This is a genomic window from Halorubrum gandharaense (genome assembly GCF_054654575.1).
Genome location: NZ_BAAIET010000001.1, coordinates 653,202 through 679,570, shown reverse-complemented (window position 1 = coordinate 679,570; position 26,369 = coordinate 653,202). Strand labels below are relative to the sequence as shown.

24 protein-coding genes and 5 pseudogenes are annotated in these 26,369 nt (G+C 59.4%); 12 read left to right on the top strand and 17 right to left on the bottom strand.

Annotated features, from left to right (window positions below; all coding sequences use genetic code 11):
* Position 1: 1 nt before the first annotated feature.
* Positions 2 to 823 (top strand): annotated as a pseudogene (locus ACYQ07_RS03180) (transcriptional regulator TrmB); the annotation flags it as partial.
* Between the two features lie 30 nt (positions 824 to 853).
* Here the strand turns inward: ACYQ07_RS03180 and ACYQ07_RS03175 are convergent.
* Both ACYQ07_RS03175 and ACYQ07_RS03170 read right to left on the bottom strand, forming a co-directional pair.
* Positions 854 to 1,267, bottom strand: coding sequence for a PadR family transcriptional regulator (locus ACYQ07_RS03175; protein WP_459877262.1), 414 nt, complete (start codon positions 1,265 to 1,267; stop codon positions 854 to 856).
* Between the two features lie 258 nt (positions 1,268 to 1,525).
* Positions 1,526 to 1,935: pseudogene (locus ACYQ07_RS03170) on the bottom strand (biosurfactant protein 1); the annotation flags it as partial.
* Positions 1,936 to 2,070: 135 nt separating this feature from the next.
* Here ACYQ07_RS03170 and ACYQ07_RS03165 point away from each other — a divergent pair.
* The gene (locus ACYQ07_RS03165; RefSeq protein WP_459877259.1) at positions 2,071 to 2,622 is read left to right on the top strand and encodes a DUF7342 family protein; all 552 of its coding nucleotides are present in this window, start codon (positions 2,071 to 2,073) and stop codon (positions 2,620 to 2,622) included.
* Between the two features lie 7 nt (positions 2,623 to 2,629).
* On the opposite strand, the pseudogene ACYQ07_RS03160 reads toward ACYQ07_RS03165, so the two are convergent.
* From ACYQ07_RS03160 to ACYQ07_RS03150, 3 genes and pseudogenes are all read right to left on the bottom strand, one after another.
* Positions 2,630 to 3,080, bottom strand: a pseudogene (locus tag ACYQ07_RS03160) (toxin-antitoxin system TumE family protein).
* On the bottom strand, positions 3,077 to 3,589 hold the full coding sequence (locus ACYQ07_RS03155) for a winged helix-turn-helix domain-containing protein (RefSeq protein WP_459877257.1): 513 nt from the start codon (positions 3,587 to 3,589) through the stop codon (positions 3,077 to 3,079). The pseudogene ACYQ07_RS03160 and the gene ACYQ07_RS03155 overlap by 4 nt, the downstream one beginning before the upstream one ends.
* A 347-nt stretch (positions 3,590 to 3,936) precedes the next feature.
* Positions 3,937 to 4,074: a hypothetical protein gene (locus tag ACYQ07_RS03150; RefSeq protein WP_459877254.1), complete on the bottom strand. Its 138-nt coding sequence runs from the start codon at positions 4,072 to 4,074 to the stop codon at positions 3,937 to 3,939.
* Between the two features lie 307 nt (positions 4,075 to 4,381).
* Between ACYQ07_RS03150 and ACYQ07_RS03145 the strand changes: the two genes are divergently transcribed.
* The 3 genes from ACYQ07_RS03145 to ACYQ07_RS03135 all read left to right on the top strand — a co-directional run bounded on the left by ACYQ07_RS03145 (position 4,382) and on the right by ACYQ07_RS03135 (position 7,429).
* Positions 4,382 to 5,641, top strand: coding sequence for an RNA-guided endonuclease InsQ/TnpB family protein (locus ACYQ07_RS03145; RefSeq protein ID WP_459880211.1), 1,260 nt, complete (start codon positions 4,382 to 4,384; stop codon positions 5,639 to 5,641).
* A gap of 408 nt (positions 5,642 to 6,049) precedes the next feature.
* Complete coding sequence (locus ACYQ07_RS03140; protein ID WP_459876301.1) at positions 6,050 to 6,196, top strand: DUF2080 family transposase-associated protein; 147 nt, start codon at positions 6,050 to 6,052, stop codon at positions 6,194 to 6,196.
* Between the two features lie 3 nt (positions 6,197 to 6,199).
* Complete coding sequence (locus ACYQ07_RS03135; protein ID WP_459877252.1) at positions 6,200 to 7,429, top strand: RNA-guided endonuclease InsQ/TnpB family protein; 1,230 nt, start codon at positions 6,200 to 6,202, stop codon at positions 7,427 to 7,429.
* A 107-nt stretch (positions 7,430 to 7,536) separates the two neighbouring features.
* Here the strand turns inward: ACYQ07_RS03135 and ACYQ07_RS03130 are convergent, their stop codons facing one another.
* A complete protein-coding gene (locus ACYQ07_RS03130) occupies positions 7,537 to 7,884 on the bottom strand; it encodes a DUF6788 family protein (RefSeq protein WP_459877249.1) in 348 nt (115 codons plus the stop codon).
* 276 nt (positions 7,885 to 8,160) lie between these two features.
* Between ACYQ07_RS03130 and ACYQ07_RS03125 the strand changes: the two genes are divergently transcribed.
* The gene (locus ACYQ07_RS03125; RefSeq protein WP_459877246.1) at positions 8,161 to 9,387 is read left to right on the top strand and encodes an RNA-guided endonuclease InsQ/TnpB family protein; all 1,227 of its coding nucleotides are present in this window, start codon (positions 8,161 to 8,163) and stop codon (positions 9,385 to 9,387) included.
* Between the two features lie 495 nt (positions 9,388 to 9,882).
* On the opposite strand, the gene ACYQ07_RS03120 is transcribed toward ACYQ07_RS03125, so the two are convergent.
* Together ACYQ07_RS03120 and ACYQ07_RS03115 are read right to left on the bottom strand one after the other, a co-directional pair.
* A complete protein-coding gene (locus ACYQ07_RS03120) occupies positions 9,883 to 10,752 on the bottom strand; it encodes a hypothetical protein (protein ID WP_459877243.1) in 870 nt (289 codons plus the stop codon).
* A complete protein-coding gene (locus tag ACYQ07_RS03115; RefSeq protein ID WP_459877240.1) occupies positions 10,749 to 11,699 on the bottom strand; it encodes a MarR family transcriptional regulator in 951 nt (316 codons plus the stop codon). Before ACYQ07_RS03115 ends, ACYQ07_RS03120 begins: the two co-directional genes overlap by 4 nt.
* 222 nt (positions 11,700 to 11,921) lie before the next feature.
* Between ACYQ07_RS03115 and ACYQ07_RS03110 the strand changes: the two genes are divergently transcribed.
* Positions 11,922 to 12,194, top strand: coding sequence for a DUF8172 family protein (locus tag ACYQ07_RS03110; RefSeq protein WP_487247234.1), 273 nt, complete (start codon positions 11,922 to 11,924; stop codon positions 12,192 to 12,194).
* 301 nt (positions 12,195 to 12,495) lie between these two features.
* Here the strand turns inward: ACYQ07_RS03110 and ACYQ07_RS03105 are convergent, their stop codons facing one another.
* Positions 12,496 to 12,882: a hypothetical protein gene (locus ACYQ07_RS03105; protein ID WP_459877234.1), complete on the bottom strand. Its 387-nt coding sequence runs from the start codon at positions 12,880 to 12,882 to the stop codon at positions 12,496 to 12,498.
* A 53-nt stretch (positions 12,883 to 12,935) separates the two neighbouring features.
* On the opposite strand from ACYQ07_RS03105, the gene ACYQ07_RS03100 reads away from it, so the two are divergent.
* Genes ACYQ07_RS03100 through ACYQ07_RS03090 form a run of 3 tightly spaced genes read left to right on the top strand, consistent with a single transcriptional unit; the run spans position 12,936 to position 14,872 of the window.
* Positions 12,936 to 13,358 (top strand): hypothetical protein, encoded by a 423-nt coding sequence (locus ACYQ07_RS03100; RefSeq protein ID WP_459877231.1) that lies wholly within the window; start codon positions 12,936 to 12,938, stop codon positions 13,356 to 13,358.
* An 11-nt stretch (positions 13,359 to 13,369) separates the two neighbouring features.
* Complete coding sequence (locus tag ACYQ07_RS03095) at positions 13,370 to 14,644, top strand: DUF6498-containing protein (protein WP_459877228.1); 1,275 nt, start codon at positions 13,370 to 13,372, stop codon at positions 14,642 to 14,644.
* 24 nt (positions 14,645 to 14,668) lie between these two features.
* On the top strand, positions 14,669 to 14,872 hold the full coding sequence (locus ACYQ07_RS03090; protein ID WP_459877225.1) for a hypothetical protein: 204 nt from the start codon (positions 14,669 to 14,671) through the stop codon (positions 14,870 to 14,872).
* A 208-nt stretch (positions 14,873 to 15,080) separates the two neighbouring features.
* Here the strand turns inward: ACYQ07_RS03090 and ACYQ07_RS03085 are convergent.
* The 7 genes and pseudogenes from ACYQ07_RS03085 to ACYQ07_RS03055 form a co-directional block, all read right to left on the bottom strand.
* Positions 15,081 to 15,266: pseudogene (locus ACYQ07_RS03085) on the bottom strand (AAA family ATPase); the annotation flags it as partial.
* Positions 15,267 to 15,339: 73 nt separating this feature from the next.
* A complete protein-coding gene (locus tag ACYQ07_RS03080) occupies positions 15,340 to 16,578 on the bottom strand; it encodes an RNA-guided endonuclease InsQ/TnpB family protein (protein WP_459877222.1) in 1,239 nt (412 codons plus the stop codon).
* Positions 16,575 to 16,964 (bottom strand): IS200/IS605 family transposase, encoded by a 390-nt coding sequence (gene tnpA, locus ACYQ07_RS03075; protein WP_459877219.1) that lies wholly within the window; start codon positions 16,962 to 16,964, stop codon positions 16,575 to 16,577. Before tnpA ends, ACYQ07_RS03080 begins: the two co-directional genes overlap by 4 nt.
* A 120-nt stretch (positions 16,965 to 17,084) precedes the next feature.
* Positions 17,085 to 17,552: pseudogene (locus ACYQ07_RS03070) on the bottom strand (ABC transporter ATP-binding protein); the annotation flags it as partial.
* 37 nt (positions 17,553 to 17,589) lie between these two features.
* On the bottom strand, positions 17,590 to 18,309 hold the full coding sequence (locus ACYQ07_RS03065; RefSeq protein WP_459877216.1) for a hypothetical protein: 720 nt from the start codon (positions 18,307 to 18,309) through the stop codon (positions 17,590 to 17,592).
* Positions 18,309 to 19,181, bottom strand: coding sequence for a DUF7847 domain-containing protein (locus ACYQ07_RS03060; protein WP_459877213.1), 873 nt, complete (start codon positions 19,179 to 19,181; stop codon positions 18,309 to 18,311). Before ACYQ07_RS03060 ends, ACYQ07_RS03065 begins: the two co-directional genes overlap by 1 nt.
* A gap of 173 nt (positions 19,182 to 19,354) precedes the next feature.
* On the bottom strand, positions 19,355 to 20,959 hold the full coding sequence (locus ACYQ07_RS03055; protein ID WP_459877210.1) for a DUF6498-containing protein: 1,605 nt from the start codon (positions 20,957 to 20,959) through the stop codon (positions 19,355 to 19,357).
* Positions 20,960 to 21,055: 96 nt separating this feature from the next.
* Between ACYQ07_RS03055 and ACYQ07_RS03050 the strand changes: the two genes are divergently transcribed.
* Together ACYQ07_RS03050 and ACYQ07_RS03045 are read left to right on the top strand one after the other, a co-directional pair.
* A complete protein-coding gene (locus tag ACYQ07_RS03050; RefSeq protein WP_459877208.1) occupies positions 21,056 to 22,378 on the top strand; it encodes an RNA-guided endonuclease InsQ/TnpB family protein in 1,323 nt (440 codons plus the stop codon).
* Between the two features lie 309 nt (positions 22,379 to 22,687).
* The gene (locus ACYQ07_RS03045) at positions 22,688 to 23,530 is read left to right on the top strand and encodes a hypothetical protein (protein WP_459877205.1); all 843 of its coding nucleotides are present in this window, start codon (positions 22,688 to 22,690) and stop codon (positions 23,528 to 23,530) included.
* A 110-nt stretch (positions 23,531 to 23,640) separates the two neighbouring features.
* Here the strand turns inward: ACYQ07_RS03045 and ACYQ07_RS03040 are convergent, their stop codons facing one another.
* Positions 23,641 to 26,307 carry a beta-mannosidase gene (locus ACYQ07_RS03040; RefSeq protein ID WP_459877202.1) on the bottom strand — a complete coding sequence of 889 codons (2,667 nt, stop codon included), beginning with the start codon at positions 26,305 to 26,307 and terminating at the stop codon, positions 23,641 to 23,643.
* Positions 26,308 to 26,369 lie beyond the last annotated feature (62 nt).

Genomic DNA, 26,369 nt, shown 5'->3' with positions numbered 1-26,369 from the left:
CTCTCGTGCCGTCGCGGACCTTGTCGAGAAGGGACTCGTGTACACGGAACGCGACGGCCGGAGAAAACGAGTTGTCCCGTCGGTTGGTCGCGCCGTCGAGCTCTATCGGGACCTCGTCCGGCAGCACTCCCACATCGACTTTCTCGAGCTGCTGACCGGCAAGGCACTCGAGGTACTGTACTACCTCGACCAGCCGCGAACCGTCTCCGAGATCTCCGACCGGCGCGACAACTACCGCAACACGGTCAACCGCGTCCTCAAGCGGTTTCGCGACCGCGGGCTCGCAGGGGTCGACGACGGCCGCTACGAGTTCAACGCCGACTTCGACCGCCTCCACGTGTTTGCCCGTGAACTCGCCCACTATCTGCATCGCCAACGCCTCGAAGCCGTTGCCCCGAAGGGGACGATTCTCTGGGAGGATGACGACGAATTCCTCGCCCAGACCGAGACGGAGATCGACGCAGACGGGTTCCACGAAACCGGCCTCGCTCGATTTGCGGCCTTCGACCTCCAATTCCTGCTAACTGGCCATCGATACTACTTCTACTCCGAGGAACTCGAGGCAGTCTCGCCGGCGGAGCTCTGCTGTCACACGCTGCTGATCGACGACGGCAGCCGCCACCGCTCGTACTGTCTCCTCCTGTGCAGCCACGTCGACGTCGACGAGGAGGACCTCCGAGAGCAGGCAGCGAAGTATGACCTCGAAGACGAAATCGATGCCTTGCTCCGCTACCTCGAGACGCACGGCGAGGTCGATGACGACCAGCTCCCGGAGTGGGAGGAGTTCCAGGAGCTGGCAGCTAATTACGAAATCGAAATGTAATCGGGAGCTGCAAACGAGTCGATTCCAAAGTTACGCGTCGTCCGGGCGGGGAGCATTCTCGTACTTGATCATCTTCTCAGGCTTGTCGGAGATCGTCTCGTAGATCTGCTGGAGGGTCTCCTCCGCCGCGAGGAGGTTATGATCGTTGAGGAATTCGCGTCCCTCCTCAGTGAGTCCGTAGAACTTCCACGGGTACCCCTGTCGGCGCTGGTCGTCGCCCAGGGCGAACTCTTTGACGATACCGGCGTCGATGAGCTTCTGGATGTGCTTGTAGACGGTGGCGTCGCTGACGCTGGGATTGAGCTCCTCGAGTTCGTACATCGAGGGGAGCTGATCGGGATGCTGGAGGATGTTGTTGATGAGAGAGAATCGCGTCTGCTGGGTGACGAAGTGGACCAGTTCGCGAGGCTCCATCTCCTCAGTAGTCCCAAGTTCGGTGCTCATACTGTACGATACACGATGCGGCGACAAGTAGTTTACCCCTGAGTAAATTACTTCACAGTGAACTGCAATTACTTGACTGAGTGATTTACTCCATAAACCATATCTCTTCGCTCCGAGAAGACCGCGTATGCCCGATGAGGAGTCGCCTGTTCCTGATGACGTTCTCAAAAGTGCCCATCATGGTCCATTCGTCTTTAGTTAAGCCTCACACCTCGGTTGTGTAGCGGTAGCGAGCGTCTCTTGTAAAATCGGTCGTTGATCGTAGATGAGCGTGTAGTCGTCGACGGCCAGCTCCGCCTCGTTGGCGGAGAGGAGGTTCGCCGCGGCGCCGCCCTTCGCGACGGCGCCGTAGAACGTGGTCGACTTGACGACCGGGTGGACGATGCCGAGGAACGTCGTCGACGCTGACTCGTCCGTGCTAGTCACGTCATTCCCGAGATGATTGGTGGGACAGAACCAGCATTTCGTCTGGCCGTCTGGGACTGACGCCCCACAGACCGACACTCCCCGTCAGTGGCCGTCGGCGCGTCGGGGTAGCCACCAGAGCTCGTCCCGACGCGTTGCTAGCGGGGGTCATCTTCACATCCGCCGTCCAGCCTCGTGTCCGGAATGTGAGACGCCTTGCCGGTCGACCGCAGTTCCTCGAAGTCAGAATATTGGTTGTCCATTGGTTAGAACATAGCTTCTCTCGGTTTTACATTTCAACGTCCGGACGACCTCACTCGCAACAACTCTCGATTATACGCGAAAGTACAAACATATATGAGAGAACAGCACGAACACTGATACAAGAGGTGCCAAGCATGGCTGAATCTTCGCGAGATGGCGTCCAGTCGTGGACCGAGTCGATGAGCGCCCGCGACCGAATTCGAGCGGTCGCCGAGACGCTTCGTGAACCACGGTCGGTCAACTGGGTCAGCGAACAGGCGGACGCCGCTTGGAGCACGACCAACGAAGAACTCCAGGCGCTCGTCGAGCAGGGCCAGCTGCGCCGCGTCGAGGCCGGCGAGACCACGCGCTATCAGCCGGACTACACGCGACTGCTCTTCGAGGAAATCCGCACGCTCATCGAGGAGAACACGCGCGAGGATCTGCGGAACGAACTAGCCGCGATTACCGAGGAGATCGAAAAGTGGCAGGAAACCTACGACGTCGAGACGTGGGAGGAGCTCGAACAGTCGCTCGCTGACGGCGACCTCGCAAGTGACGAGCTTCGCGAACGCCATGAGGTGATTACGCGCTGGGAGGAGAATCTGGAAGACCGCCGGTTCATCAAGCACGCGTTGGTACTCTACTCGGATGTCGAAGCCGCTCACGAACAGAGGATCGACGTGGCTGACCGAATCACGCGATAATGCCGCCTCACGGCGGGTTTGATGCGCTATTCAGCTGGTCGACGTTGTCGTTCTCGTACGCTTCCCGCCACATCGCATGAACGGCACGCGTCACGAGTGACACCTCGGTCACGTCGATACAGGACGGTTCAGCGTCAGTCGTCGCCGCCTCGGGCGGACGGTGGAAATGAATCTCGGGAGAGTGTGTGTTCGGGTGGCGATCGAAGCGCCAGTTGACGCCGTCGCTATCGACGTAGTGGAACGAATACATCCAGTTCGCTCCACTGGATATCGAGCCGAGCGCTGTCGGCGTCGCCAAGCCCATCGCTGAGGCAGATCTGCAGTTCCGTGGGGGCGACGACGTCGTCGTACGCCGTGGCGTCGACGAGCGGCTCGAGTTCGAGCCAGAGATCACGAATCCGCTGGAGCGCCGGGAGATAGATCGGTCCGAACTCGCCGGCACGGTCGTCGTCGTTCATACCGCGAGCTGGTGGCTGGCCTCATCGTAGGCGAGTGCGGCTTGTGCGACGGCGAGATTCTGCCGCGTCGTGCGCCACGCGGTGAGGTCGTCCCAGCCCTCCGTCGAGTCGGCGTCGAGTTGCTGAGCGAGTTCCTCCGGTGACACCACGTCGTAGCGGTCCTCGTAGCGCCGGATCTCGCCTTTCATCTCTTTGATGCTGTCGAGCAACTCCGGCCGCGTGACTTCCTCACGGAGCTCGCGGATCCGGGACATCAAGACCCGGTCACTATTTCGCTTGTACAGCGTTGTTTGCCCATCCTGTTCCGTTTCAGCGAAGCCCGTATTCACGAGTGACTTGCAGTGTTGACGGGCCGTGGGCTCGCTCACGAGGGCGCGGTCGGCGATCTCGGCGGCAGCCTGCCCGTCGTGGGTCTGTTCGACGACTTCGTACACACGTTCGAACGGTGTGGTGTCGTCTTTCCAGTCCGCTTTGACCTGCTCATTGACATCGTCCCACGTTTCGGGCATACTGGTTGCTACGGACTCTGAGAACAAATAATTTGCTGAGATAATTATTCTTTCCTACGATGCCTCGATGAGGCAACTTGCTCTGCTCAGGTATCTCGGTGCGCCCAGACAGTCGACGCCGACGTGTTCGTCGCGTCTACCCCCCGATTGAATCAGCCATCGCCCCGGCTCGTGACCGGTGTAAACGACCTTGGGGGAAGACCTGAAGCATCTCGCGGATCTGTCCCTGAACCACCGGGTACTGTACCCACTGTACTCTGAGCTGGCCTTGTTGAGGTCGGTGCTGAGAGAGGCCAAACAGGTCGTAGCGAAGAACGAGTGAACGCCGAGGCCTTGGCGCCCGCCGTCTATTCGGTGGCGAGTTCGTCGTATATCTTCTCGTGCTCGTCGAGGTCCTGGCGGCCGAGGAACCGAATGAGATACTGCCGTGCCTCCTCGGGGGACATCTCATCGGGAACCTCGGACTGCTCGCTTTCAGCGGCCATTCTTACTCCTCACTATGGTGTTTGTCGGCATAATCGTTTGGTTCGTTGGATTCTTGATCGACTGTCTCGTGCTCCGTGGGTAGCTGGTCTGTGCCGTCAATACGTGACAGCCAGAGGTTGATCGTCGCCTCGTATTCCGGTGCGAGCGGCTCTGTATGCTCTCGCAGATAGTCAATTACCTCTCCAGAATTGAGGCGAGAATGCCCCTCCCTCAAGGAGCGACCAATGGGAGTGAGTAGGGAGGGGATGAATCGCCGCACATCAGTACAAACCATTAAGCGAATACATCCCTAACCAAAAGATGGCGATGGAATACAGTCACCGCTATCGCGCCTACCTGACACAAGAGGTAGCGGAGGCTGTAGACTATCACATCGACGTTCATCGCCAAGCGTACAACTTCACACGGTACGAATATACGAACCACAAAGACGCTGACAACATTGGGTCGGCGTACAAGCATCACGACCGTCTCACCGACTGGAAAGAGGAGTATCCGGTATTCACAGAGGTTCACTCAAAAGCACTCCAGCGAACCGTCACCCGGTTCTATCAGAACCTCTCAAACCTCTCCGAGAAGAAAAAGAACGGTCACACGGTTGGGATGCTCAAATGGAAGTCACCAAAAGAGTTTCAGAGTATCACGTATTCGCAGTCTGGCTTCGAACTCAAAAACACGAGTGGTCGCACTGCAACGCTCTGGCTCTCCAAAATCGGTGACATCACCATCCGGTACCACCGCGAAATCCCTGACGAAGCATCCATCAAGGAAGTCACGATTAAAAAGGAGACGACCGGAGAGTGGTTCGTCTCTTTCGGCCTTGAAACCGACGAGGAAGACCTGCCTGAGAAACCCGACGTAGACTCGTTGGATGCAAGCAACAGTGTGGGAATCGATCTCGGCATCCTCAACTACATCTACACATCAGACGGGAAGACTGTGGATTGGCTCGATCTCGAAGACGAGTACGAACGACTCCGCCGCGAGCAACGCAAGCTCTCACGGAAAGAACGCGAGTCGAACAACTACGAGAAACAACGCCGGGAAGTGGCGAAAATCAAGCGTCACATCCGAAGGACGGTGCTGGACTACCAGCACAAACTCACGACATGGCTCGTCAAAGAGTACGACGCAGTGTTCATTGAGGACTTGAACGTGAAGGGAATGCTCGAACAGTCGCACAACGCTCGCAACAAGCAGGACGCGGCGTGGCGACAGTTCATCACGCTCCTTGAATACAAAGCCGAGTTGTACGGGGCGCACGTCGTTCAGGTCGAAGCGGCAGGAACGACGAAAGAATGCGCGTCGTGCGGTGTAGAGACGGCGAAACCCATCTGGGTCAGAGAGCATTCGTGTCCGTCGTGTGGATTCGAGTGTGACCGTGATGCGAATGCGGCGATCAACGTCTTGCAAAGAGGCTTTTCTGAGCTAGGGCTGGGATGGCCCGAAGAGACGCCTGTGGAGACTGCGCTCGCTACGGACACCCATTCAGTGTCTGCAAAGCGCGTCGTAGAAACAGGAAGCCCCACCCTCAGGGAGCGAACGGCGTCAGCCGTGAGCGAGTAGGGTGGGGTAGTTCACGAGCAGTTCGCCGTCGGTTTCCGAAAACGCCGACTCGAGGATATCCTCAATGTCCGCCTCAAGTAAATTCGATGCCATTTTTCGTAATGGATACTCGACCGAAGTACATTTAACTGGAATTAGGTTCGATGCCATTTCTCGTAATGGATACTCGCCCGAAGTACATTTAACTGGAATTAGGCGCTAAGTCCCCTTCCTCAAGGAGCAACGCAGGGAGCGAAGCGACCGAGTAGCGCAGTAGGGAGGGGATACAGCGTTCACAAGAGCGGAGCTCTTGTGCGCGAACGAGACGCACAGCGTCTCGTCAACGCCGCACGGTTCTCAAACACGTTCACCACTCGGCCCACAGGCCCACCGCTACCTTTATGTCTATCCATAGTCTATACAAGGGTGATGGATAGATTTGAAATCGAAGGCGAGGAAGTTCTCGACGGGACTGCAAAACCGTCAGGGAATAGTGCCCACGTCATCGTTCCCAAACGCTGGCGCGGAGCCGACGTGAAAGTCGTCCGCGTCTCCGAACCAAACCCAGACGAGTAGACCATGCAGTACAACTACAAGTATCGACTGAACCCGTCAGAAGACCTCGCTGAGGCACTTCTGTCTCACATCGATACTTGTAGGCAACTGTATAACCACGTTCTCTACCTGCTCAACAAGGCAGACGATATTCCCGCCCGCTACGAGGTGCAGGGACGACTTCCCACCCTCAAATCGTGGTGGGACGACCTCGGAGATGTCCACTCGAAAGTTCTCCAAATGGTCGTCAAGCGCGTCTACGACAACCTCTCCACGCTCAAAGCCCAGAAGGAGAACCGACGCAGCGTGGGAATGCTCAAGTGGAAACCGCCCCGGAAGTATCGGTCGCTCACCTACAACCAGTCCGGCTTCGAACTCAAGAATACGAGTGGTCGGTCCGTGTTATGGTTGAGCAAAATCGGTGAGGTTCCGATACATCTCCACCGAGACATCCCCGAGAACGCAACACTCAAACAGGTCACGGTCAAGCAGGAACCCACAGGTGAGTGGTTCGCCACGTTCGGTATCGATGTGGACGAAGCCACGCCTGAGAAACCGGAGACGCCCGAGAAGGTCGTCGGCATCGACGTGGGGATTCTCAAGTACGCGCACGACACCGACGGGTATGCCATCGAGAGTCCCGACTTCAGCGCCGAGCGTGAACGGTTGGAACGCGCCCAGCGCAACCTTTCACGGAAGGAACACGGCTCTGCGAATTGGGAACAACAACGGCAGGTCGTTGCCGAACGCCACGCCGACCTGAAGCGGAAGAGACGAGACTTCCTCCACAAGTTGTCGAACTACTATGCCACCGAGTACGACTTGGTGGCGGTCGAGGACTTGGACGCGAAGGGACTGGTCGAACTCCCCGGAAACTCACGGAATCGAGCAGGTGCGGCATGGGGAACGTTTCTGCGGATGCTCGAATACAAGTGCGAGCGCGAGGGGGCCCACTTCGTCGCTGTTGACCCGAAAGACACGACGAAGGAGTGCGCGTCCTGCGGTATCAAGACGGACAAGCCACTGTGGGTTCGTGAACACTCGTGTCCCTCGTGCGGGTTTGAAGCGGACAGGGACGCGAATGCAGCGTGGAATATTCTTTCTCGCGGTCTTGCAGAAGTAGGAGTGGTTCACTCCGAATCAACGCCTGTGGAGACTGCGCTCCCTGTGGATACACCTGTATCTGCAAAGCGCGTCGTAGAAACAGGAAGCCCCACCCTCAAAGAGCGAGCCGCGTCAGCGGTGAGCGAGTAGGGTGGGGTAGTTCACTAGTAACGAGAAGATTAGTAGATCGATTCTGATGTGCGATTTCACCGGGGCGTCCTGCGTAATCGCCTCAATATCGGCACCTCAACCCACCCCTACTCACTTTCGGGCTTGCCGATGTACTCCGATTTCATCGTCCCGTTCTCACGATAGTAACGATAGAGATACGGGCCGTGCATATCTGCGCGATCCCCGCTCGTGCACTTGCAGCTGTCGTCGCCACAGGAGACTTTCTCTTTGACGACGGTTCCGCTTCCTGAACTATCGGGCTCGTCAACGAGCTCGGCTGTCTTGGGGAGTTCATCGGTGTCGACCGACTGGTTGCGATACTCGATGAGCGCCTCGACGTAGCTCTGTACCTCTTGCAGTGTCTCCGTATCCTGTTTCGGGAGTCCCTCCGAGAGATACTTCGGAAGCGAGGTGGGTGGTGACGGCTGCTCCATGCCTTATGTAACAATTGATGTCTCTTTAGCGCTCGGATGATACATAAGGCATTGAAGCCCCTCCACCAACTGTGAGCTCTTCAGCGATCACCCAAGATCGTAGGCTGCAATCTCGTGAGACCCACACTGTGGACATTCATCGAGAGTCAGGGCGGATACCCCGAGGCTTGACCTCGGGGAGGAAGCCGACACTCGCTTCCACAAACTACGCACAATGGCAAGACGCACTCCCAAATAGTATATACTATTAAGTATTCATAGAGATACTAATGAAGTATGGAGGTTGTTCGGAACATCCAAGTCAAACTCGACGTTCCCAAAGAGGATCAGAAAGTCCTCGATGAGACGTTTGAGCAGTTCCGACAAGCGGCCCAACACGTCGCTGACCACGGATGGGACGACAGCCCCTACGAGATCACGGACACCAAGAATACACTCCACGAACAGACGTATTCTGACGTTCGTGACAACCTTTCTCTGCAATCGAGTCTGGTTCAATCAGCTCGCAACCTCGCAGCGACAGCACTCGGAAACTGCAAAGACCGCATCATCGAAGACGGTGACAAAGCGAGCAAGCCTGAGTTCCGAGGAAGTGTCGTCGTGTACAACGGGCGAACCATCACGTACAATGAGAACTCGGTAACGCTCGCCACGACTGACAAACGTGTGACTGCCGAATACGTCACACCGGTCAATGAGGGAGGAACGCCGTTCGAGGAATATTGGACAGATCAATGGGAGAAACGCGAAGCAACTCTCCACAAACGAGACGGGACATACTACCTTCACGTCGCCGTGAAGAAAGACGTTGGACCCGAGTCTTCCGGCGAAGAATCCGAGAACGGAGTGGTTCTCGGTGTCGACCGGAACGTGGATGGGTATCTCGCCGTCACGAGCACCGGAGCATTCCTCGGCAACGCAGACTATCTCAATCACAAACGAGACGAGTACGAACGCCGTCGCGGAAGCCTGCAACAAGTAGGGACTCGCTCAGCCCACCTCACGATCAAATCGATTGGTGATCGATTCGCTCGATGGAGCACCGACTACCTCCACCGAGTGTCAAAAGCACTTGTTCGTGAAGCTGTTGAGAACGATTGTACAGCGATCGCGTTTGAGAATCTGAAACACATTCGTGAGCGAATTTCGAACGGGTCGAAGTTTCAGCAGTGGGCATTCAAAGAACTCCAACGCCACGTCGAATACAAAGCCGAAGAATACGGCATCGGCGTGGACGACGTGAGTCCGTCGTACACGAGTCAACAGTGTAGCCACTCGGAATGCGGCTTCACTCATGAGGATAACCGCGACGGCGACGAATTTGAGTGTCTGAAGTGCGGGAAGCAACTGCACAGCGATTATAACGCCGCTCGGAACGTCGGGTGGCGTCTTGTTCAGCACTGGCTCAAGTCTGGTGCTGAACGAGCCACCAGTCAACTGGCTCTGAAGTCAGGGACGTTGAACGCGAATGGTCGGTTTCGACCTACTGCGCTACGCAGTTAGAGCGGAAGTCCACTGACAAGCCTCGGGGCTTGACCCCGAGGCAGTTGACAGTGGATGATCGCGTGCCGACCAGTGACTGTCTCACCACAGAACGAGCAGGCACCACGGACTATCTCTGGGTCATCGGTGGTCATTCTCACGTTCTCGGGAGCTACTTTTAGGGGGAGAGGGAGCGTGTGACACTATCTTTGAGCTGGTCCAGCCGATGAGACTGACTCAGCTTTGCTCCCTCACCTCAAATTATGCGCTCTGTGACTTATAGTTCGGGCGAGCGGAGTGAAAGTACTTCTCCGGGACGGCTGCTTGCCCACGGTTCGCGAGTGGCCATCACGCAGCTGCGATCATCAGAGACGAGGTGTTAGACTCCTCGGTGTCCCCACAATCGATATGTCATTCCGAATCTCGAAGCACACTTCCTCATTGGTGACCCGGGACGGTTGTGCCGTCCCGCACCCTTTGCGGGACGAAAACAATACTCGAAGTCGGCGTGCTTTCTTAGCGAAGTCGAATCGTATCCCCGTCTTGCTCGAGAACCTGCTTTGCAACGAGTCGGTCTATCGCGTCGTCGACGGCGTCTTCCTGGTCGTCCGACACCGCCCGAACATTCTCGAGGACTTGCTCCCGGATCGCTTCGACGTTGTCGATGCCGTCGTCGACTACTCCCAGAACGGTGTATTCGATCTCGAATTCCGTCGCAAATTCTTCGATACGTGACGTGAATGTGTTCGGCAGTCCCGAGAGTGAGTTCACTGCCATCTCAACCGTGAACAAAGGATGCGAACGATCACGGATCTGTCGTGCTTCAGTTGTGCCCGTATTGAACGGTCGCTGTTCGCTGATCTCGATGAGGATCGATTCGTAGTCCAGCCCACGCTGGGCGTATTTCCGCATATCTTCAATGTCGCGCCTCCGCCCACTCGCTAGGTCACCGCCGGAGACCGCTTTCAGCAGGAACATATCCGCATCCGAGAGAATGAGCGCTGTTACGTGACTTCCGGTCCAGAACTCCTCGGCGCGGTCGTGCATCCGGTCGGTGATCCAGACCTTTCCCACGATCTGCTGTTCGAAGAGATCGATCCGAAATCCCCGCTTGTCGTGATGCAGTTCGACGGTTTTTCCGACGTCCTCGAATGACTCAGTTGGTTCGTCGACGATCGTGAATCCCTGAGACACGAGCGTCTGGTAAACGTGCTCGAACTCGGACACCACACCCACCGCGAGATCGATATCTTCGGTCTGGTCTTTCAACCCCCGGACCGTCATCGCAGACCCGCCAAGGAGATACACCGTCACGGACTCCGACAGCCAGCTATCGAACTCCTCGAGGAACTCTTGGATCGCCTCACCGCCCTTGAATACAGTCATATGACCCCGTACTGCTCTTTGAGTGCCATAAATTCTGATTCACTCGGAAGGACGACAGGGATCTCGTCTGAGCTCTCAACCCCGTCCTGCAGTGCCTGGTACATTCCAGCGACCGTGGCTTCCAGATCGTACCACGTTGCAGTGTCTGTAAGCGTCTTCTGGTCGATGTCCAGCTTCTCGATCAACAGCATCGCATAGCTAACCCGGCGGGAACCGCTATCGAGGATGAGCGTGTGACACACCACTTCACCGGGCGTGAGCTCCGTGTCGGGTGCATACCAGAACGCGGGCTCACCTGCAAGGAAGAACTGCAGCCCGTACTCCTCGAACCGACCGAGCCCGGTCACCTGCCAGTCAGGTGCCTCCAGTAGGCTGTCCGAATCTTCGGTGGTCTGTACGCGGATGAGCGCGCGCTTCGGGTCGCACCACTCGACAGTCGCGCTCGGCGCGATCTCCCGTGCTCGTGACCGGTGCTCGTGGGTCACGACGGCCTGAGCGAACGCCAGCAGCGGCGAGAGGTCCTCACTCACCGCATACTCGGGGCCGGAGGGGGACAGCATCGCCCGGCCCTTGAGCGGGGACAGCGCCTTGTGAACGCCTTGTCGAGTGATATTCAGCCGGTCTGCGATGTCTGTGACGCGACATGGTTCATCGAGAAACCAGCACACACGGACGGTGGCAGGCGAAAGGAGGTCAACCCATTCAACGTGGCTGAGCTCTGACTGCAGGGTCCGGTACGCTTCAATGACCGGGTGGTCCGCGACACGAACGTGCCGCTGGTTGTTAGGGCCACGGCGTTCCACCAAGAGCCCTGCGTCCAGCAAGTCATCCAGTACCTCGTAGATGTGTGCTTGTGAATACTCGATTTCTGGCGCGAGATCTGCTGGCGTCGCTTCGTGGCCGGTACTTAGGGCGTCAATCGCAGCAAGTCCGGCCGTTGAAATCATCTGTGTATACTCTAAGACCCACTCGTATATATACGTTTATGGATTTGAGTTGACGAACGGACTACCCGGTAACGAGGTCCGCAAGTGTGGTCACCAGCGCCCCGTGGAACTGCCAGCTGGACCGCTTGAAGGCTTCTTCGGTTGGGCCATCCCACCGGGGGAACGCGGAGTGCTCGCTCACCCTGACAGTCCACTTACCCGGCTCGTCGAACGAGTTCTGGGTTGGGAGTTCGACGGAAGAACATCCTCTTCAAGCACCTGTATCGCTTCGGTACGAGAACGCTTGAGCGAAAACACGCAGTCGAAATCGACTTGACTGAATACGAGCTGGATATGTACCCAAGTGAGGCAAAAATCGTCTACGCGGAGAAGCATGAAGATCTCTGGGTTACGTTCGTTGAGGAGGCTGTCGAACGTGCTAGCTATCCAGAATTAAAAGAGACGCCAGGAATCTCGAAAGCGGAATTCGCCGAAAAAAACCGAGATCTCGACTAAGCGGTTCTACAGAACTCAAGGCAGAGTGCCTCGGGGCTTGACCCCGAGGCAGTTCACTAGTCTTGCAGCGTGGCGACTGTTCGCCCCGTTTCTTCGGCCTCTTCGCTGCGCGACATATTGTATGTCGCGAGCGCTTCGTCAACCGCTTGGTCAAGACTCATTTATCGACCGAATATTGGTTCTCCTCCCGTATAAGCGCTTGTGTCAATCGATCTGTTCTAGTGCTTCGGTTGCGACGTCACCGATTTTACCGGATTCAACCTGCGAATATCGCTTGCGGACCATCCTCTCGGGATTATTTTCACCCCCCTCCCACGATCAGGTGTCTGCTGAGTTCAACGATCGCGGATCCCCAGAGAAACGCTATAGCGAACTGTATCAGTGCCGGGATGTACGTAGGCGGAACAATCACCCAAACGACCATGGTGACAGCAAAGACAGCACCCAACGACACGACAGCCACGGTGATCTCATCGTACTTCTCAAGAGACACTGAGGGTGACACGGCGACGAGGATCCCTCCGTACAGTAGACCGCTAGCGACTGCAACGAAAGTCACAGTCGGCGTAACGACCGTCGACGCGCCAGCAAGAAACAACATCGGAGTTAACGCGGCCGCAATCAGAAGCGGCCGAATGGCTTCCGACCACCTGTTTGACTCCGAATCAGAAGCCTCGGAGAAGTCCATATCAAGCTGTCGTTCGGACCGTTTATTAATTGTCACCCGGATATATTTTCGGCATGGTCGAGATGGCTCCGCGTTCGTTTCTCCCTGATCGCCCGCCGACGTGGGCGGAAGTCGGGCTCTCCCTGCTCGTCAGTGTCGTGTACCTCCCGCAACTAGTGATCTCCTCGTCGGTCTCATGGCCTGTCGTTTTCACCGGTATTGCTGTGTCGGTCGTCGTACTGGGACCGATAGCGAACTCGCAGGTTGGAAGACGGGTCGAAACCCGATTTAAAGAGGTATCCATACCCCATCGGGTCCTTGTCCTTTCGATCGTCGGGATCGTACTGCTCGGCGGCGCGACGGTAGTCGCGTCAGTGACGTCGGTCACGATCCAACTACTACTCGATGCGTCGTATGGGGGTATGGCGGGGATCGTCGGGTACGTTTTCGTGCATCTTCTTCACGCACGGACCGTCTCGGGATGGGTCCATCAGTGATGGCGATCACGATGAGTGGCCGACTCCTCGATCGCGCTCCACGACTCGAGGCACTCACCGTTGGATTCGCAAACCTCCTGCCGCTCGTCGGCGTCGTCGCTCTCGGCTGGAACGTCGCGGCGCTGGTCGTGCTCTACTGGCTCGAACTCGGCGTGCTCTGTCTGTGGGCGCTCGTTCGCGCGACGTTCGCCGGGCGACCGTCCGAGTTCCAGAACGACCCCCTCATACTGGGTGCACTCGGTCGAAAGCGGGCAGCGATCCCGGTGCCGTTCACGAACGTCGGCGTGCAACTGTCGACGCTTCCCGTCCTCGTCGTCGCCGTTCCGATGCTCGCGGTCGTCTGGTTGTTTGCGGGCGTCATGACGGTCGGATTCGTCGGTGCCGACTCACTCGGTGAAGACGTGTTCGTCACGGTGGTGGTTGCTGTCGTCGGCATCTTCGTCAGCGAAGGGGTGCGAACGGCGCTCGAGTACTTTTACCGCGGCGGATATCACGAGCACAGCGCCCAGACGGCGATACAGGGACCGTTCATGCGAGCGATCGCGATCGGCCTCGGGGGAGTGTTGGCGGTGGTGCTGGCGGCGCTCGTCGACGACTCGGTCGCCACGGACGAACCGATCGGCGCCGTCGATCCGGCCGCCGTGGGCGGCGTGTTGCTGGTCGGCGTCGTGCTCGTTAAGTTCGCGTTCGACCTCGCGAGCGTGTATCGCGGTCGCCTCGAAGCGTTCGACGAGTCACAGCACCTCGAGTTGGGGTGGGCGTACGAACCGCCGGCCCCTGACGCCGTCGACACGTCGTTATCAGCCGAGGCCGTCCGGCTCCGACCCACTGTTCGTGGGCGACTGCTCGGTGGCGTCGTTACGCTCCGACGACACCCCGGTGGCGTGTTCGCCGGCGTCTTTCTCCTGTTTGTGGCCGGATTGTTCGCGATCGGTGGCGGCTGGATTGTCGCGGTCGTACTGGGTGTTGCGGCCGTCGTCGTGCCACTCGCGCTTGGACAGACCGACTACTGGCTCCGGTACGGAGGAGTTGAGTACCGAACCGACGGTGACGCCATCGTCGCGTACGACCGTCTCTTTCGGACGCCGCTGTGGCGGGTCGAGCCGTGGGACGAAACTGACCTCCGGGTCGAATGCGACCGTGCCGACGACTGGCTCGGGACGTCGACGGTTGTCGTGGAGCTTCGCGACCGAACGCTCCGACTGCCCCACCTCGGCGAGCCGGACCCGATTCTCGACACGTTTGATCGACGTCCGGATCGCTCTCAGGGGAATAATACCTGTTGAGTGAGATGTGCATACGAACATAGCATGTCCAACACGGTCGCCCTCCTCCTCGCTCTGGTCGTCTTTGCCCAGCTTCCGATAGCGATTATCGTGTACTTTGATGCGAGACGACTCGGTCTCAAACAGCCGGAGAAGTATGAGCTCGGAATAATCGTTCCCGCTGCCGGTTTCATCGTGATCTTATACTACCTCTCGAATCGGCGAGATCTTCCAAAACGGGGAGAGTAGCGTCTCAATCGACACGAGTACCACGTCTTAGGCTCGATCTCATCTAGAAATATCGAGTTGAGGCCAAAGTTGTGGCCAGTGAGTGTCATGTGCCAACGTTGACTTCTGCAACGATGTCCGGATCAAGCGGCTCAAAAACGTACCAGTGCTGGAGGTCGACATCGTACATGAGCGTCCCCGGAGGCATTCGTCGAAGCCGCCAGAGGACGTAGAGGTCGCCGACGACGTCCGCGAGCTCCTCGACGACCGAGAGGATGTGCGTCGAGAGGAACACCGTGTGGCCGTCGTCGGTCAGTTCCGCGATGACGTCGAGAACCGTCCGCGCAGCTCGCGGGTCCAAGCCGCTGGTCGGTTCGTCGAGGAAGACGACGTCGGGCTCGTGCAACAGCGCCTGATTGACCTCCTCCCACGCCTGAAGACGTGGGAATCCCACCACGGGATTTCAGGCCGTGCGTGGCCCTCTGGTTTCAAGACGCATTCGCTCCAAGCGTCGACTGCTGGATGTCAGCATCGGCTTGGCTGTCTTGTGGGGCGGTCAAACGCCCCCCATCCTCAGCCGAGTCATCGCCATCCGTGTGTTCTCTTGAATGGCTCTCTCCACTGAGGTAGCGATCTGCGATGTTTATCGCGCCGTTTACGTCCGCTTGGTACTCGCCCATCCAGCAAGCGTCGTTCGGACACGTGAACGTCGCCTGTCGTGGACGGTATCCTACCTCACCGCACGCATGGCACTCTTTCGAGGTGTTGTGCGGGTTCACCGTCTCCACCGGAATACCCTTTTCAACGGCCTTGTAGCGTATCTGCGCGTGGAGTTTGGCGAATCCCCACCCATGGAGACGCCGATTCATGAAGTCGCCGTAGTCCATCGATTCCCGTATGTACGTCAGGTCTTCCAGTACAAGAACGGGGGTCTCGACAGATTCGGCATATTCCACGACTTCGCGGGTGACGCGATGGAACACATCGTCGATCTGGTCCCACACGTTGTCCCCGAAGGACTCCGCAATACGTTCACTCTCACGCATCTGGAGTCGGCGCTTGGCGGTGAAGTAGGTCTTCCGGAGCCGACGGACGGTTTTCCCCTCATCGGCCCACAGTTCGGGTGCGCTCGGAGACCCGTGCTCGTCGCGGTGACACACCGTGACGAGTGACGCTTCCCCGATGTCCACTCCGATGGGTGTTCGTTCTTCGGCTGACATCTCGGAGCGTTCCTCTACATCGCGGGTGGCGGTGACATGGATGAACCATGTTCCGTCCCGTTCGAACAGCCGACTCTCACCCATCTCTGCATCCCCTGCGTTCAACGCTTCCAACCAGTCCCGCTGTTCGGGGTTCGGTTGGGCTGGCATCCAGAGGTGGTAGTCCTCGTGGTGCGGGATTTTGACGTACCACTCGATTTCGTTCTCGGGCTTGTGGTTGAGCCGGAGCCCTTCGTTCGTGAATCGAACTGGGTGGTCGTCGTGAAGCTCGACCGCGTTGTACGTCGTCGTAAGCTGCGGGACGTACTTCTTGAGGGCGTTCTTCGCGTACCCGCTCAGGTCGTAGTTGACCACCACGTCGTTCGCTTCGGTCTGCGTGGTACACCCGGCATCAAAGGCAACTTGGAGGGCATGCTGGTACGCCTCTCGCGTCTCACGGAGTTTCCTCCGCTTGTGTGCGTTCGGCTCCACCAGCTTGAGTTCGAGCGTTTTCGTGAGCTCGGTCACGAGTCGCCCTCCTCATGCTGTTGGATGTAGTTCTCGATTGTCTCGCTTGAAACGTGTCCAGCGGTTCCTGCGTAATATCCTCGCGCCCATTCTATTTTCTCGCCGTCATGGTCGGCGTATCGGTGGTTGTACTTGCGTGAGGAGATCCCTTTGAACCAGTTGGCGAGGAGTGCCGGTTCGTTCTTGGGCGGGCTACTGACGAACAGGTGTACGTGGTCGGGCTGTACGGTAAGGTCGAGAATTTCGACGTCTTTGTTGTCGGCTATTTCGTGGAGGATGTCTCGCACACGGTCTGCGACTTCGTTGACGAGTACCGATTGGCGGTACTTCGGCAACCACACTATGTGATAGTTGAGGTTATAGGTCGCGTGCCGTGTGGTCTTCATCCGTGCTGCAGACTATTGTCTATCGACGTCTTAATACCACCGGCAGAACGGTGGGAAATCCATCTATGCTGTTTTCGGTGGACTCGTAGGCTATTGTCCGCTTGACCCCCGCCTAAAGACGGGGGTATGCGCTCGTGACTTTATCAGCCCGACCTTCTGGCGCATTCCCTTCGAGTAATCCTCGATTCGCTTGTCGGCGTCGTCGGTGAGATCGAACCGGTCCAACCAGTCCGTGATCCGGTCCTCCATCTCGGCGGCGGGAAGATCGCGAAGTCGACCGAAGTACTCGAGCTGTTCACGGCCGGTGAGCTCGTCGAAGACCGGGGGTTCCTCGGGGAGGTAGCCGATCGACGCCCTGATCGCATCGCGATCCGAGACGGGGCTTCCGTCGATCCACGCTTGGCCGTCAGTCGGTCGCGTCAGCGACGTCAACATCCGCATCGTGGTCGTCTTCCCGGCCCCGTTCGGACCGAGAAAGCCGTACACTGTGCCGTGTTCGACGGTGAGATCGAGCCCGTCGACGGCGGTTTCTGTGCCGAATCGTTTCGTCAGGTTTCGCGTCTCAATGGCGTCTGTGTCTCGTGTCATCGTTCGGGATCCGTAGTCAATTGTGAACTGCAGTCAGTCATAACGCGATACCTCCGAGCCCAGCAACGACGAACACCAACGCGATAATCGTGGGAAACGCTGCCCGGCGGAGACGAGCGAGCGCGAACTGTTTCGGGGAGCGGTCGGTAATGACGAGATCGCCAGTCAGGACGACCTCGCCCTGCCGTCGTTCCGTCGGTCCCGCGACGAGATACGTCTCGCCGGGATCGATCCGCCGTTCGACGTAGCGCCGCGTTCCGAGACCGGGAATCGCTTGTGCCCAGCCTGCGACCGGATCGAGCTCGTCTCGGACGTCGACGAATCGCTGGATCCGCTCGGACGGCGTTTCGGTCGCGCTAACCGTGAGAATGGTCGACTCGGTGTCGAGCGCGAACCGTTTGGCGGACGGGACGACGTCGAGCGATCCGGCTGGACCGTCGAGCGTGAACGGGCGTGTCGCCACGCCGTCGTCGAGATGTGCCTGAAACCACGGAACGCCGATCCCGAACGGTTGCCGTTCGGTGACCTCAAACTCGAAACCAAGACACCGTGTGCCCGTGAACGGAGCTGAGAGTGTCTCGCTCGATTTGTTCGCAACACCACGACAGGCGACGACGGAGTCACGCTCTGTCACCTCGTTCGGGCCCTGTACGGTGGCACGGAGGACGCTCGGAACGACGGCGAGCGGCCGGAGTCCGTACCAGCCGATCGCAAGCCCAAGCGCGACGAAGCCGATGCCGACGACGGTGAACAGCATCAATCGGAGAGGTGTGGATCGTCGAACTCATTGGAACCGTGATCGGCCGTCGTCGCGCCCGTCCGGGACGGTGTCTCGTCCGCCCCGACGAGTACCCGGTAGAACACGACGGAGAAGACGATGAAGAACGTCGTGAACAGCGTGGTTCCGAGGATTGATGTACCGGAGCCGAGCAGCGCCGGAACGAGATCAGGCATCGGGGCGGGCTCGCCGGGAGCCGGCGCGGACGGGAACGCGAACGTGGCGATGAGTACGAACAGCCCGCCGAACAGGCCGCCAAACACGAGCGAGAGAAGTCCGTAGCCGACGACTGGCTTGATATTGTGTCGCACGACATGTACACTTCGAGAGAGCCCATCAACTGGCCCGTTCCCTTCAATAACGATTGCATGACCGTAGAAGTGGACGGTGAACAGCGCGATCAGGAACGCAAGGACGATCAACGCGATGATGCCGCCGACACCGAGCGTAAGCGGGAGTCCCCCACCGCCCGCGCCAACGGCGACGATGGCGACGAACACGCCGATCGAGATGGCGAACCCGAACCCGAACGTCACGGCCGTGATGAACAGGTACGCGACCAACACGGAGACGTAGAACTCCGTGACGTGGCTCCAGAACTGTCCGAGTGAGGTCGGGGTTCCAGCGGCGGCGTCGTTCGCCATTCCGATCGTCCCGGCGTAGAAGGCGGGCGTCACGAAGATGAACACTCCCATCACAAGGAGTGACCCGATCAGCGATATCACTGGATCGAGCGTCTCTAAGAACAGTTGTGGCGTCTGGAGGACGGCGAATATCGCCATCGGAACGAACAGTATCGGTTGCTCGCGGAGGAGCCGCGGGGCTTCTCGAAGGGCTTTCAGGAGGGCCATACTGGATGTCATTCCGAGAACTATATATAAAACAGCGGTATGCTCCAGCTCTGAAAATCGAGGCCTATTTTCCGGATGAGAAAACTTCGGTTGTTTATAACTGAATCTGGCGAGACGTTTAACTGCCGGGTAACAGCTCTCCCCCTGCTGTCGTTTCGGCCCTCCACTCCGATTCAGTTTGTGATCGGGTCAGTCGTCCGCTCCGGATACGACTGCACCCAGAGGAGCCGGAGTATCAGCCCGATGATCGGAATTCCGAAGACCCCGTACGTGAGTCCGCCGAACAGTAGTTCTTCGAGAGTGACCCACGGGCCGATCGCGAGACCACCGATCGCACCGCCGAGTGCGACAAGGCAGATGATAACGAGGGCGGCCGGACGTCGATCGAGCGGATCGAGTTCTGTCGTTCTCACCGGAAGCTCGAACGCCTCGACGAGCCTGTCAGCGTCCGCGGTGGGTCCCAGATATCGCCGGGTCTCATCGTCGCCCCAGCCAGTCGTGATGGCGATCGTTCGAGTTCCAAGCAGACGATCGGCGAACCGGTCCGGAACGACCTGTACGTCACGGAGCGCAGCGATCGACGCCGACCACTGCGGTTCCGCCAACAGCGTGTCGTACGCGACGAGTCGGTCCCCGTATCGGCGGTACTCCAGCGAGCCGTACTGCAGATACTCCATCAGGACACGCATCGCGAGATAGCCGAGGAACGCCACGAGGATAGCGACACTAATGGCGCCCGCGACGATGGGGGCCGCTCCGTCACCGAGGAGAATCATCACGACGAACCAGACGAAAATAAACGGCATGACGGCAAACGGGGCAAGCCTCCCGCCGACGTCGAAAACAGCAGTATACAGCGCTGCACGCCGATGAGTCGAGATGCGGGCGTCAATATCGCAGTCAGGAATTTCCACCGGGTCTGGGTCGGCAGTCATCGGCTCCGGACCCGAGAGCCACCCGGTGAGCCGTCCGGTGCCGTCCGTAGTGGCGCGAAACGCTGACCACTCGATGAGGAGTTTGACCAGCACGATGACGCTTAGGACACCCTCCACGCCGACAACTCCGATACCGGGAGTTACCATCAGGACGAACGTGAGGAAGAACGCCTGTCTCGCCGGCGTCTCGATGACCGAATACGCTGACGCCGTTTCGTGCCCGTCCTGGAGATAGTCGCGCCACGTCTCGACTGACTGACCGACGATCAATGCGAGCGCGCTCACCAGCACTTCTGGACTAGTGAGGACGTTACCGACGGGGACCACGCTTGAGAGTACGACTCCGCCCGCGATGAGAAACCACACGGCCCCGTTGATCACGGCGGTTGCGAACGGGAGGTTGCGCGGATATACTGGCGGCAGCCAAGAGACGAGCTTGACGGACCCGCGAACCGCTGTCAGCTCGCTGGATACGCTGACCACGCTCGTTCCGTCGTGATCGGTCCGCGGGGGTCGCCCAGCGAACAGCGCCTTCACGCCGGCAAGCGGGAACGTGAACAATAGCTCCAGCGCATAGATCACCACGAGAGTTGCCGGGTCCCAGTTGAATCGGAGGACACCCACAAGTGGAATCAGGTTTGCAAGGAGGACTGGACCAAATCCGAGACGTGAGCGATAATATTTGAGATCGGATGTGGAGGGCATATCGGCTGTTTCAGACGACTTTTGATAAGTGTGCGGAAAACAACGAAAAGTGTGCGGAAGTTTCCAGTGCGTGATAATTATAAAGAGGAAGGAGAATATCTGACCCTTTAGGGTCAGGATGAATCCGACAACTCCCACACACTCCACAGTCGATAGCAAGGCCGGATATTCCACAACCCTCAACACGAACCTTTTCAAGAGACGCAGATGTGAGTGATTTTACAGGCGTTCGAAATGCTGGAAGTCCACCAAACCCACCGAGCGAAAATCCTCAACCACGCACAGGTAGAGGAGCCGCTCAACCACCACGGATGGTCGGCCAGCAAGTTCTGGAACGTCGCTAACTACCACTCCCGAGAAGTCTGGGAGGAGACGGGCGAGATTCCCGATCACGGCGACCTCAAAGACGAGTTGAAAGGTCACACCAACTACAAGGGACTGCATAGCCAGTCCAGTCAGCGCGTTCTGGAGGAACTCGCTGAAGCCTTCAACTCGTGGTACAAAAAGAGGGAGTCCGATGATCGGGCGAATCCGCCCGGCTACCGCAAGAAAAACTACTACGACAACCAAGGCCGTCGCGTCCACGAAGAACACCCGCGAAGCACGGTGACGTGGAAGCAAAACGGCATCAAACACGACTCGAAGAACAATCGTGTTCGGCTCTCGAAGGGCGCGAATCATAAGGAACACCCGAAAGCGTGGGAATACATCCTTGTCGAGTACGAAACCCGTCCCGGTGTCACAGTCGAGAATCTGCAACAGGTCAGAGCAGTCTACGACAAGGCAAAGGGGCAGTGGGAACTGCACCTCGTCTGCAAAGACGAGATCGACACGCCCACCGCTCCCGGCACTGAGACGGCAGGTATTGACCTCGGTATCTGTAATTTCGCGGCGGTCGCGTACAGCACCGAGGAAGCCGACCTGTACCCCGGCAACCGCCTCAAACAGGACGGGTACTACTTCCCGAAAGAAATCGCCAAATGCGACGACTCTGGTGGAGGGCGATCTACCAGATTGCACAAGAAGTGGTCGGAGCGCCGCACCCACTTCTTCCACGCCTTAGCGAAACACATCGTTGGACGGTGTGTCGAGAAGGAAGTGGGTCGCATCAACGTCGGGGAACTTGCTGGTGTCCGCGAAGCCGAGAACGGTGAGTCGAAGAACTGGGGCAAACACGGGAATCTTGACCTGCACGGATGGGCGTTCGACCGCTTCACCAACATCCTCGAATACAAGGCGAAGGTCGAGGGAATTGAAGTCGTAGAAGTCTCAGAACGCAACACGAGCAAGACGTGTAGCGTCTGCGGTAGAGAAGACGATAATCAGCGTGTGGAGCGCGGCCTGTACGTCTGTGAGGAGTGTGATGCTGCGTTCAACGCTGACGTGAACGGGGCGGAGAACATCCGTCTCAACATCAACGAGGAAAGTAACTCCGAGTCTTCAGCCAGTTTGGACGAGGATAGGAGTACCGGTTGGTTGACACAGCCCGGAGTCTACCTTCATGACCTCTCCCGAGGATTCCAACCTCGGGCAGAGGTGGTAGACTGCAAACCCTAATATCCCAACTCAGCGGTGCGGTGCCGTGGGATTCCTCCGCGTTCACGCGGAGGAGGATGTCAAGAATTCTTGCGTTTGTGTAATGTGTATGTCGGCTTCCTCCACGTCAAGCCCCGTGGCATCCGCCTTGCCGATCTGTGAACTACTCTACTCACTGTCCGGCAATTTTGCCGAGACTGAATGGGTGTCTACCGACAAGCCCTCCTTCAACAAGCGAGTAGCGGTTCATCTGCCCGAGCGCAGTAGGGTGAGGTAGTTGACGGCGCAATACTGATATGTCTCTCGCCGTCACAACGCGCACGTCCCTGCATGAACTACGACATCGACGGCGGCAAGGTCTTGTACGCCCTCGGGGTCCTGTTTGCGCTCGGCGCCCTGACGTACTTCATCCGCGACGTGGTGTTCGGTCTCTCGATCACGGTGAAGAGCGTCCTGTTGTTGCTCGCGTTCGTCGGCTTCCTCGTCGCCGGCGTGACGACCGACCGGGACGCCTTGGATGTCGTCGCGTTCGCGCTCTCCGCGCTCGCGTACGCCGTCTTCCTCGGCTACGTCGTGAGCCGGTACACGCCCGACGAGACGGGAGTCTTCCTGTTGCTTGCGGCGTCCGCGGCGCTGTTCGTCGCGCTCGGCTACGTGGTCCGACAGGGGATGGTCTCCCCCGACCGGCGCACAGCCGGGTACGCCGCCGTCGCGCTCCTCGCTGTCGGTCTCGTGTTCGTCGGCGCGGACGTGGCCGGCGACGACGTGACATACACGGCCGAACTGGACGAGGAGTCGGTCGCGAGCATCGACGCCGACGCGCAGGACCGCGACGCGATCCAGACGAGGCTGACGGTCGGGACGCTCACCGTGGCGAACCCCTCCCTGTTCACGCGCCCCGTGACGCTCCCGGAGGCGCACGGCTGTGTGGTCGGGACGGACGCCGTCGTCGAGGACGAGGCCCCCGTTCGCTACGATCCCAACGAGTACACCTCCAGCGCCGTAATCACGGGCGGCGCGGAGCGGACGCACGACGTGACGACGCGCCTCATACTGTCGACCGACGGGCCGTCGGAGCTGACGCTCGACGTTGAGCACGGCGACGACTGTGACGTCTCCCGCGAGGAGCCGACCCTGATCGTCACCTTCGGGGACGACGTCCGGGTCGCGTAACCGCGAACGCCGGTGGCGGGCGGCTCACTCGGGCGCCGCCTCGTCGCGCACCGTGTCGACGGGGACCCGAGCCTCTCTCATCCCTCCCGCACCCTCGTCGGTCGCCGGGCTCAGTACGTCTCGCGCAAGTGCGTCACCGAAAGCGCGTCGCGCAGCGCGTCGGCGGTCGGCGGATCCGCGCTCGCCGAGCGCGATGTCGGCAGATCGAACGCGATTCGCCGCCGCTCTCCGGGGAGAAGGTGGATGTAGTCGTCGGCGAACCGCCCCGGCAGGTCGCCGGCGTCAAGCGAGATGAACAGCGCCGCGGCGTCGGGTGGCGCCGCCACCTCGATGACGGGGGACAGCGGATTCCCGTCGTCGCTGTCCGTCTCGTTCTCCCCCTGTTCGACGGACCACTGCACGTCGGAGTGGGGAAGCTGCAGGCGCTTGTACGGCACGAAAAAGTCAGTGTTCTCGACGTGGGTTCGTTCCCCGTCGAACGTGACGCGCACCATCGCGTTCGTCGGGTCCACGCCGTCGAGCTCGGCGTCCGCTTCCAGCGTCCGGACGACGCGACTCTCGTGGGCGCCGAGCGTCACGGACTCGGAGGAGTCGTGTAGTGTCTCTCCGTCGAGAGTGACGATTTCCACGGAGAGTTTCCCGGACTCGGCGTCTGTAAGATCGGAGGTCAGCCACACGTCGAGTTCGTTGGGAACGTCGAACTCCCCGAGTTGACCGTCGGCAGGATCGTCGTCCGGTCCCGTGTCCCCAGCGACCGCCACCGACACGAGCACGGGAGCGTAGAAGCGGCGTGCGAAGTGGTGGACCGCCTTCCAGTCGCCGCCGTACTCCAGCGAGGACCAGGAGGCACACGGCCAGAGATCGTTGAGCTGCCAGTACAGCGTCCCCATACACTGCGGCTTCAGCCGACGCCAGTGTTCGATGGCGGTCTTCATCGCCAACCCGTGTTGCACCTGCGACAGGTAGACGAACGACTCGAAGGAGTCCGGTATTCGGAACCCGTCAGCCATCCGTGCGAGCTGTGTGGCGTTACCGTCCGGGTGGCGCTGGTGGTGTTCCATCAGCGGCGCGGTCGGATTCTGGTGGTTCTCGGGAACGACCTCCGAGAGGAGGTCGACCGAGGCGAACGACTGGTAGCCGAACTCCGAGACGAACCGCGGCTCCACCGTGAGATAGTCCTCGAACGGCTCGCCGTCGTGCCACACGTCCCAGTAGTGGAGGTCGCCGCGCGTCTCGTCGTACGGGTCGTACTCGCCGGCACCGCTGGAGGGTGACGCGGGCCAGAACGGCGTCCCAGGGTCCTCGGACGCAACCACGTCCGCGAGCGTGTCGTTGAGCCGCTCGTAGTCCGCGTACAGCTCGTCGATGTGCTCTGCCTCCGAAAACCAGCTCACGAGCGACATCTCGTTTTCGTTGTTGCCACACCACAGCGCGACGGAGGGTGCCGTCGAGAGCCGCCGCGTCTGGTAGCGGGCCTCGGCGGCGACCTCCTCGACGAAGGCGTCGTCTGCCGGATAGAGCGCACACGCGAACATGAAGTCCTGCCAGACCAGAATCCCGAGTTCATCACACCGCTCGTAGAACGCGTCGAGCTCGTAGATGCCGCCACCCCACACGCGGAGGGTGTTCATGTTTGCGGCGACCGCACTCTCAAGGAGGTCGTCGTACGCGTCCGGTTCGATTGCGCCACGGCGATTGTCGACGGGAATCCAGTTCGCGCCCTTTGCGAAGACGGGCTCGCCGTTTACCTCGAACCGGAAGCTCTCGCCGTGGGCGTCCGGCTCGCGAACGAGCTCGAACTCCCGAAACCCGATGCGCTCGGTACGCTCATCGAAATCGTCGCCATCCGGTGTCCCCCCGATCCGGACGGTCAGATCGTACAGTGGCTGGTCGCCGTAGCCGTTCGGCCACCACAGGTCCGGATCGGCCACCTCGATCGCCAGTTCGGCCGTCGTCTCCCCCGGATCCACGGCGACCTCGCGGCTCGTTTCGGCGACGGGGTCGCGTTCCGGGAGTTTGTCGCCTCCCTCCCGCGCCCGGAGAACCGCCGAGACCTCCCACTCCCCGTCCGACTCGGCGGGCACGTCGAGTCCGGTGCTGATGTCGAGCGTCACGTCGCCGTCCCGTGGGTCGTGCTGCTGGTCGGTCGTCACGTACTCCACTCGCGGCGCCGTGTGGCCGACGAGTCGGATGGTCCGCCAGATGCCGACCCCGGGGAGACACGGGCCCCAGTCCCACCCGAAGTGGCACTGCGCCTTCCGAACGAAGTTGCGACCCGGCTGATCGACGGGGTACCTGATGAGCGGCACCTCGTATGGCGACGCCGCCTTCCGCGCCGCAGCGTATGCAACCGGCGAGTCGAAGCGGACCCGGAGCTCGTTTTCGCCCTCGTGGAGCACGTCACCCACGTCTGCCGTGTGCTTGCGGTGCATGTTCCTCGCGTCGATGACGGTCGACCCGTTGACGGTGACGGTTGCGACGGTGTCGAGGCCGAGACACTCCAACTTGACTGCCGCGTGGTCGAGCAGGGAGGCACTGATCGTCACCGTCCGTCGGTACTCCCAGTCGGTTCGCCCGACCCACTGTACATCGAGTTCGTTGTCCTCGTCGAACGGGTCGTCGATCAGCCCGGCGCGCTCCAAGTCCGTGTACACGTCACCGGGGACGGTCGCGTGCATCCACTCGTCGACGGCGTCCGACACATGTTCAGGGATCGGCGGGGCGTCCGGCGCACGCCGAAACTCCCACTCGCCCCCGAGGTCGACGATCGTGCTCATACCGCCACCCTGTCGCGACGCTCGTCGCTCGCTCGTGGTGTCTCGTCCATCTGCGTTCGGCG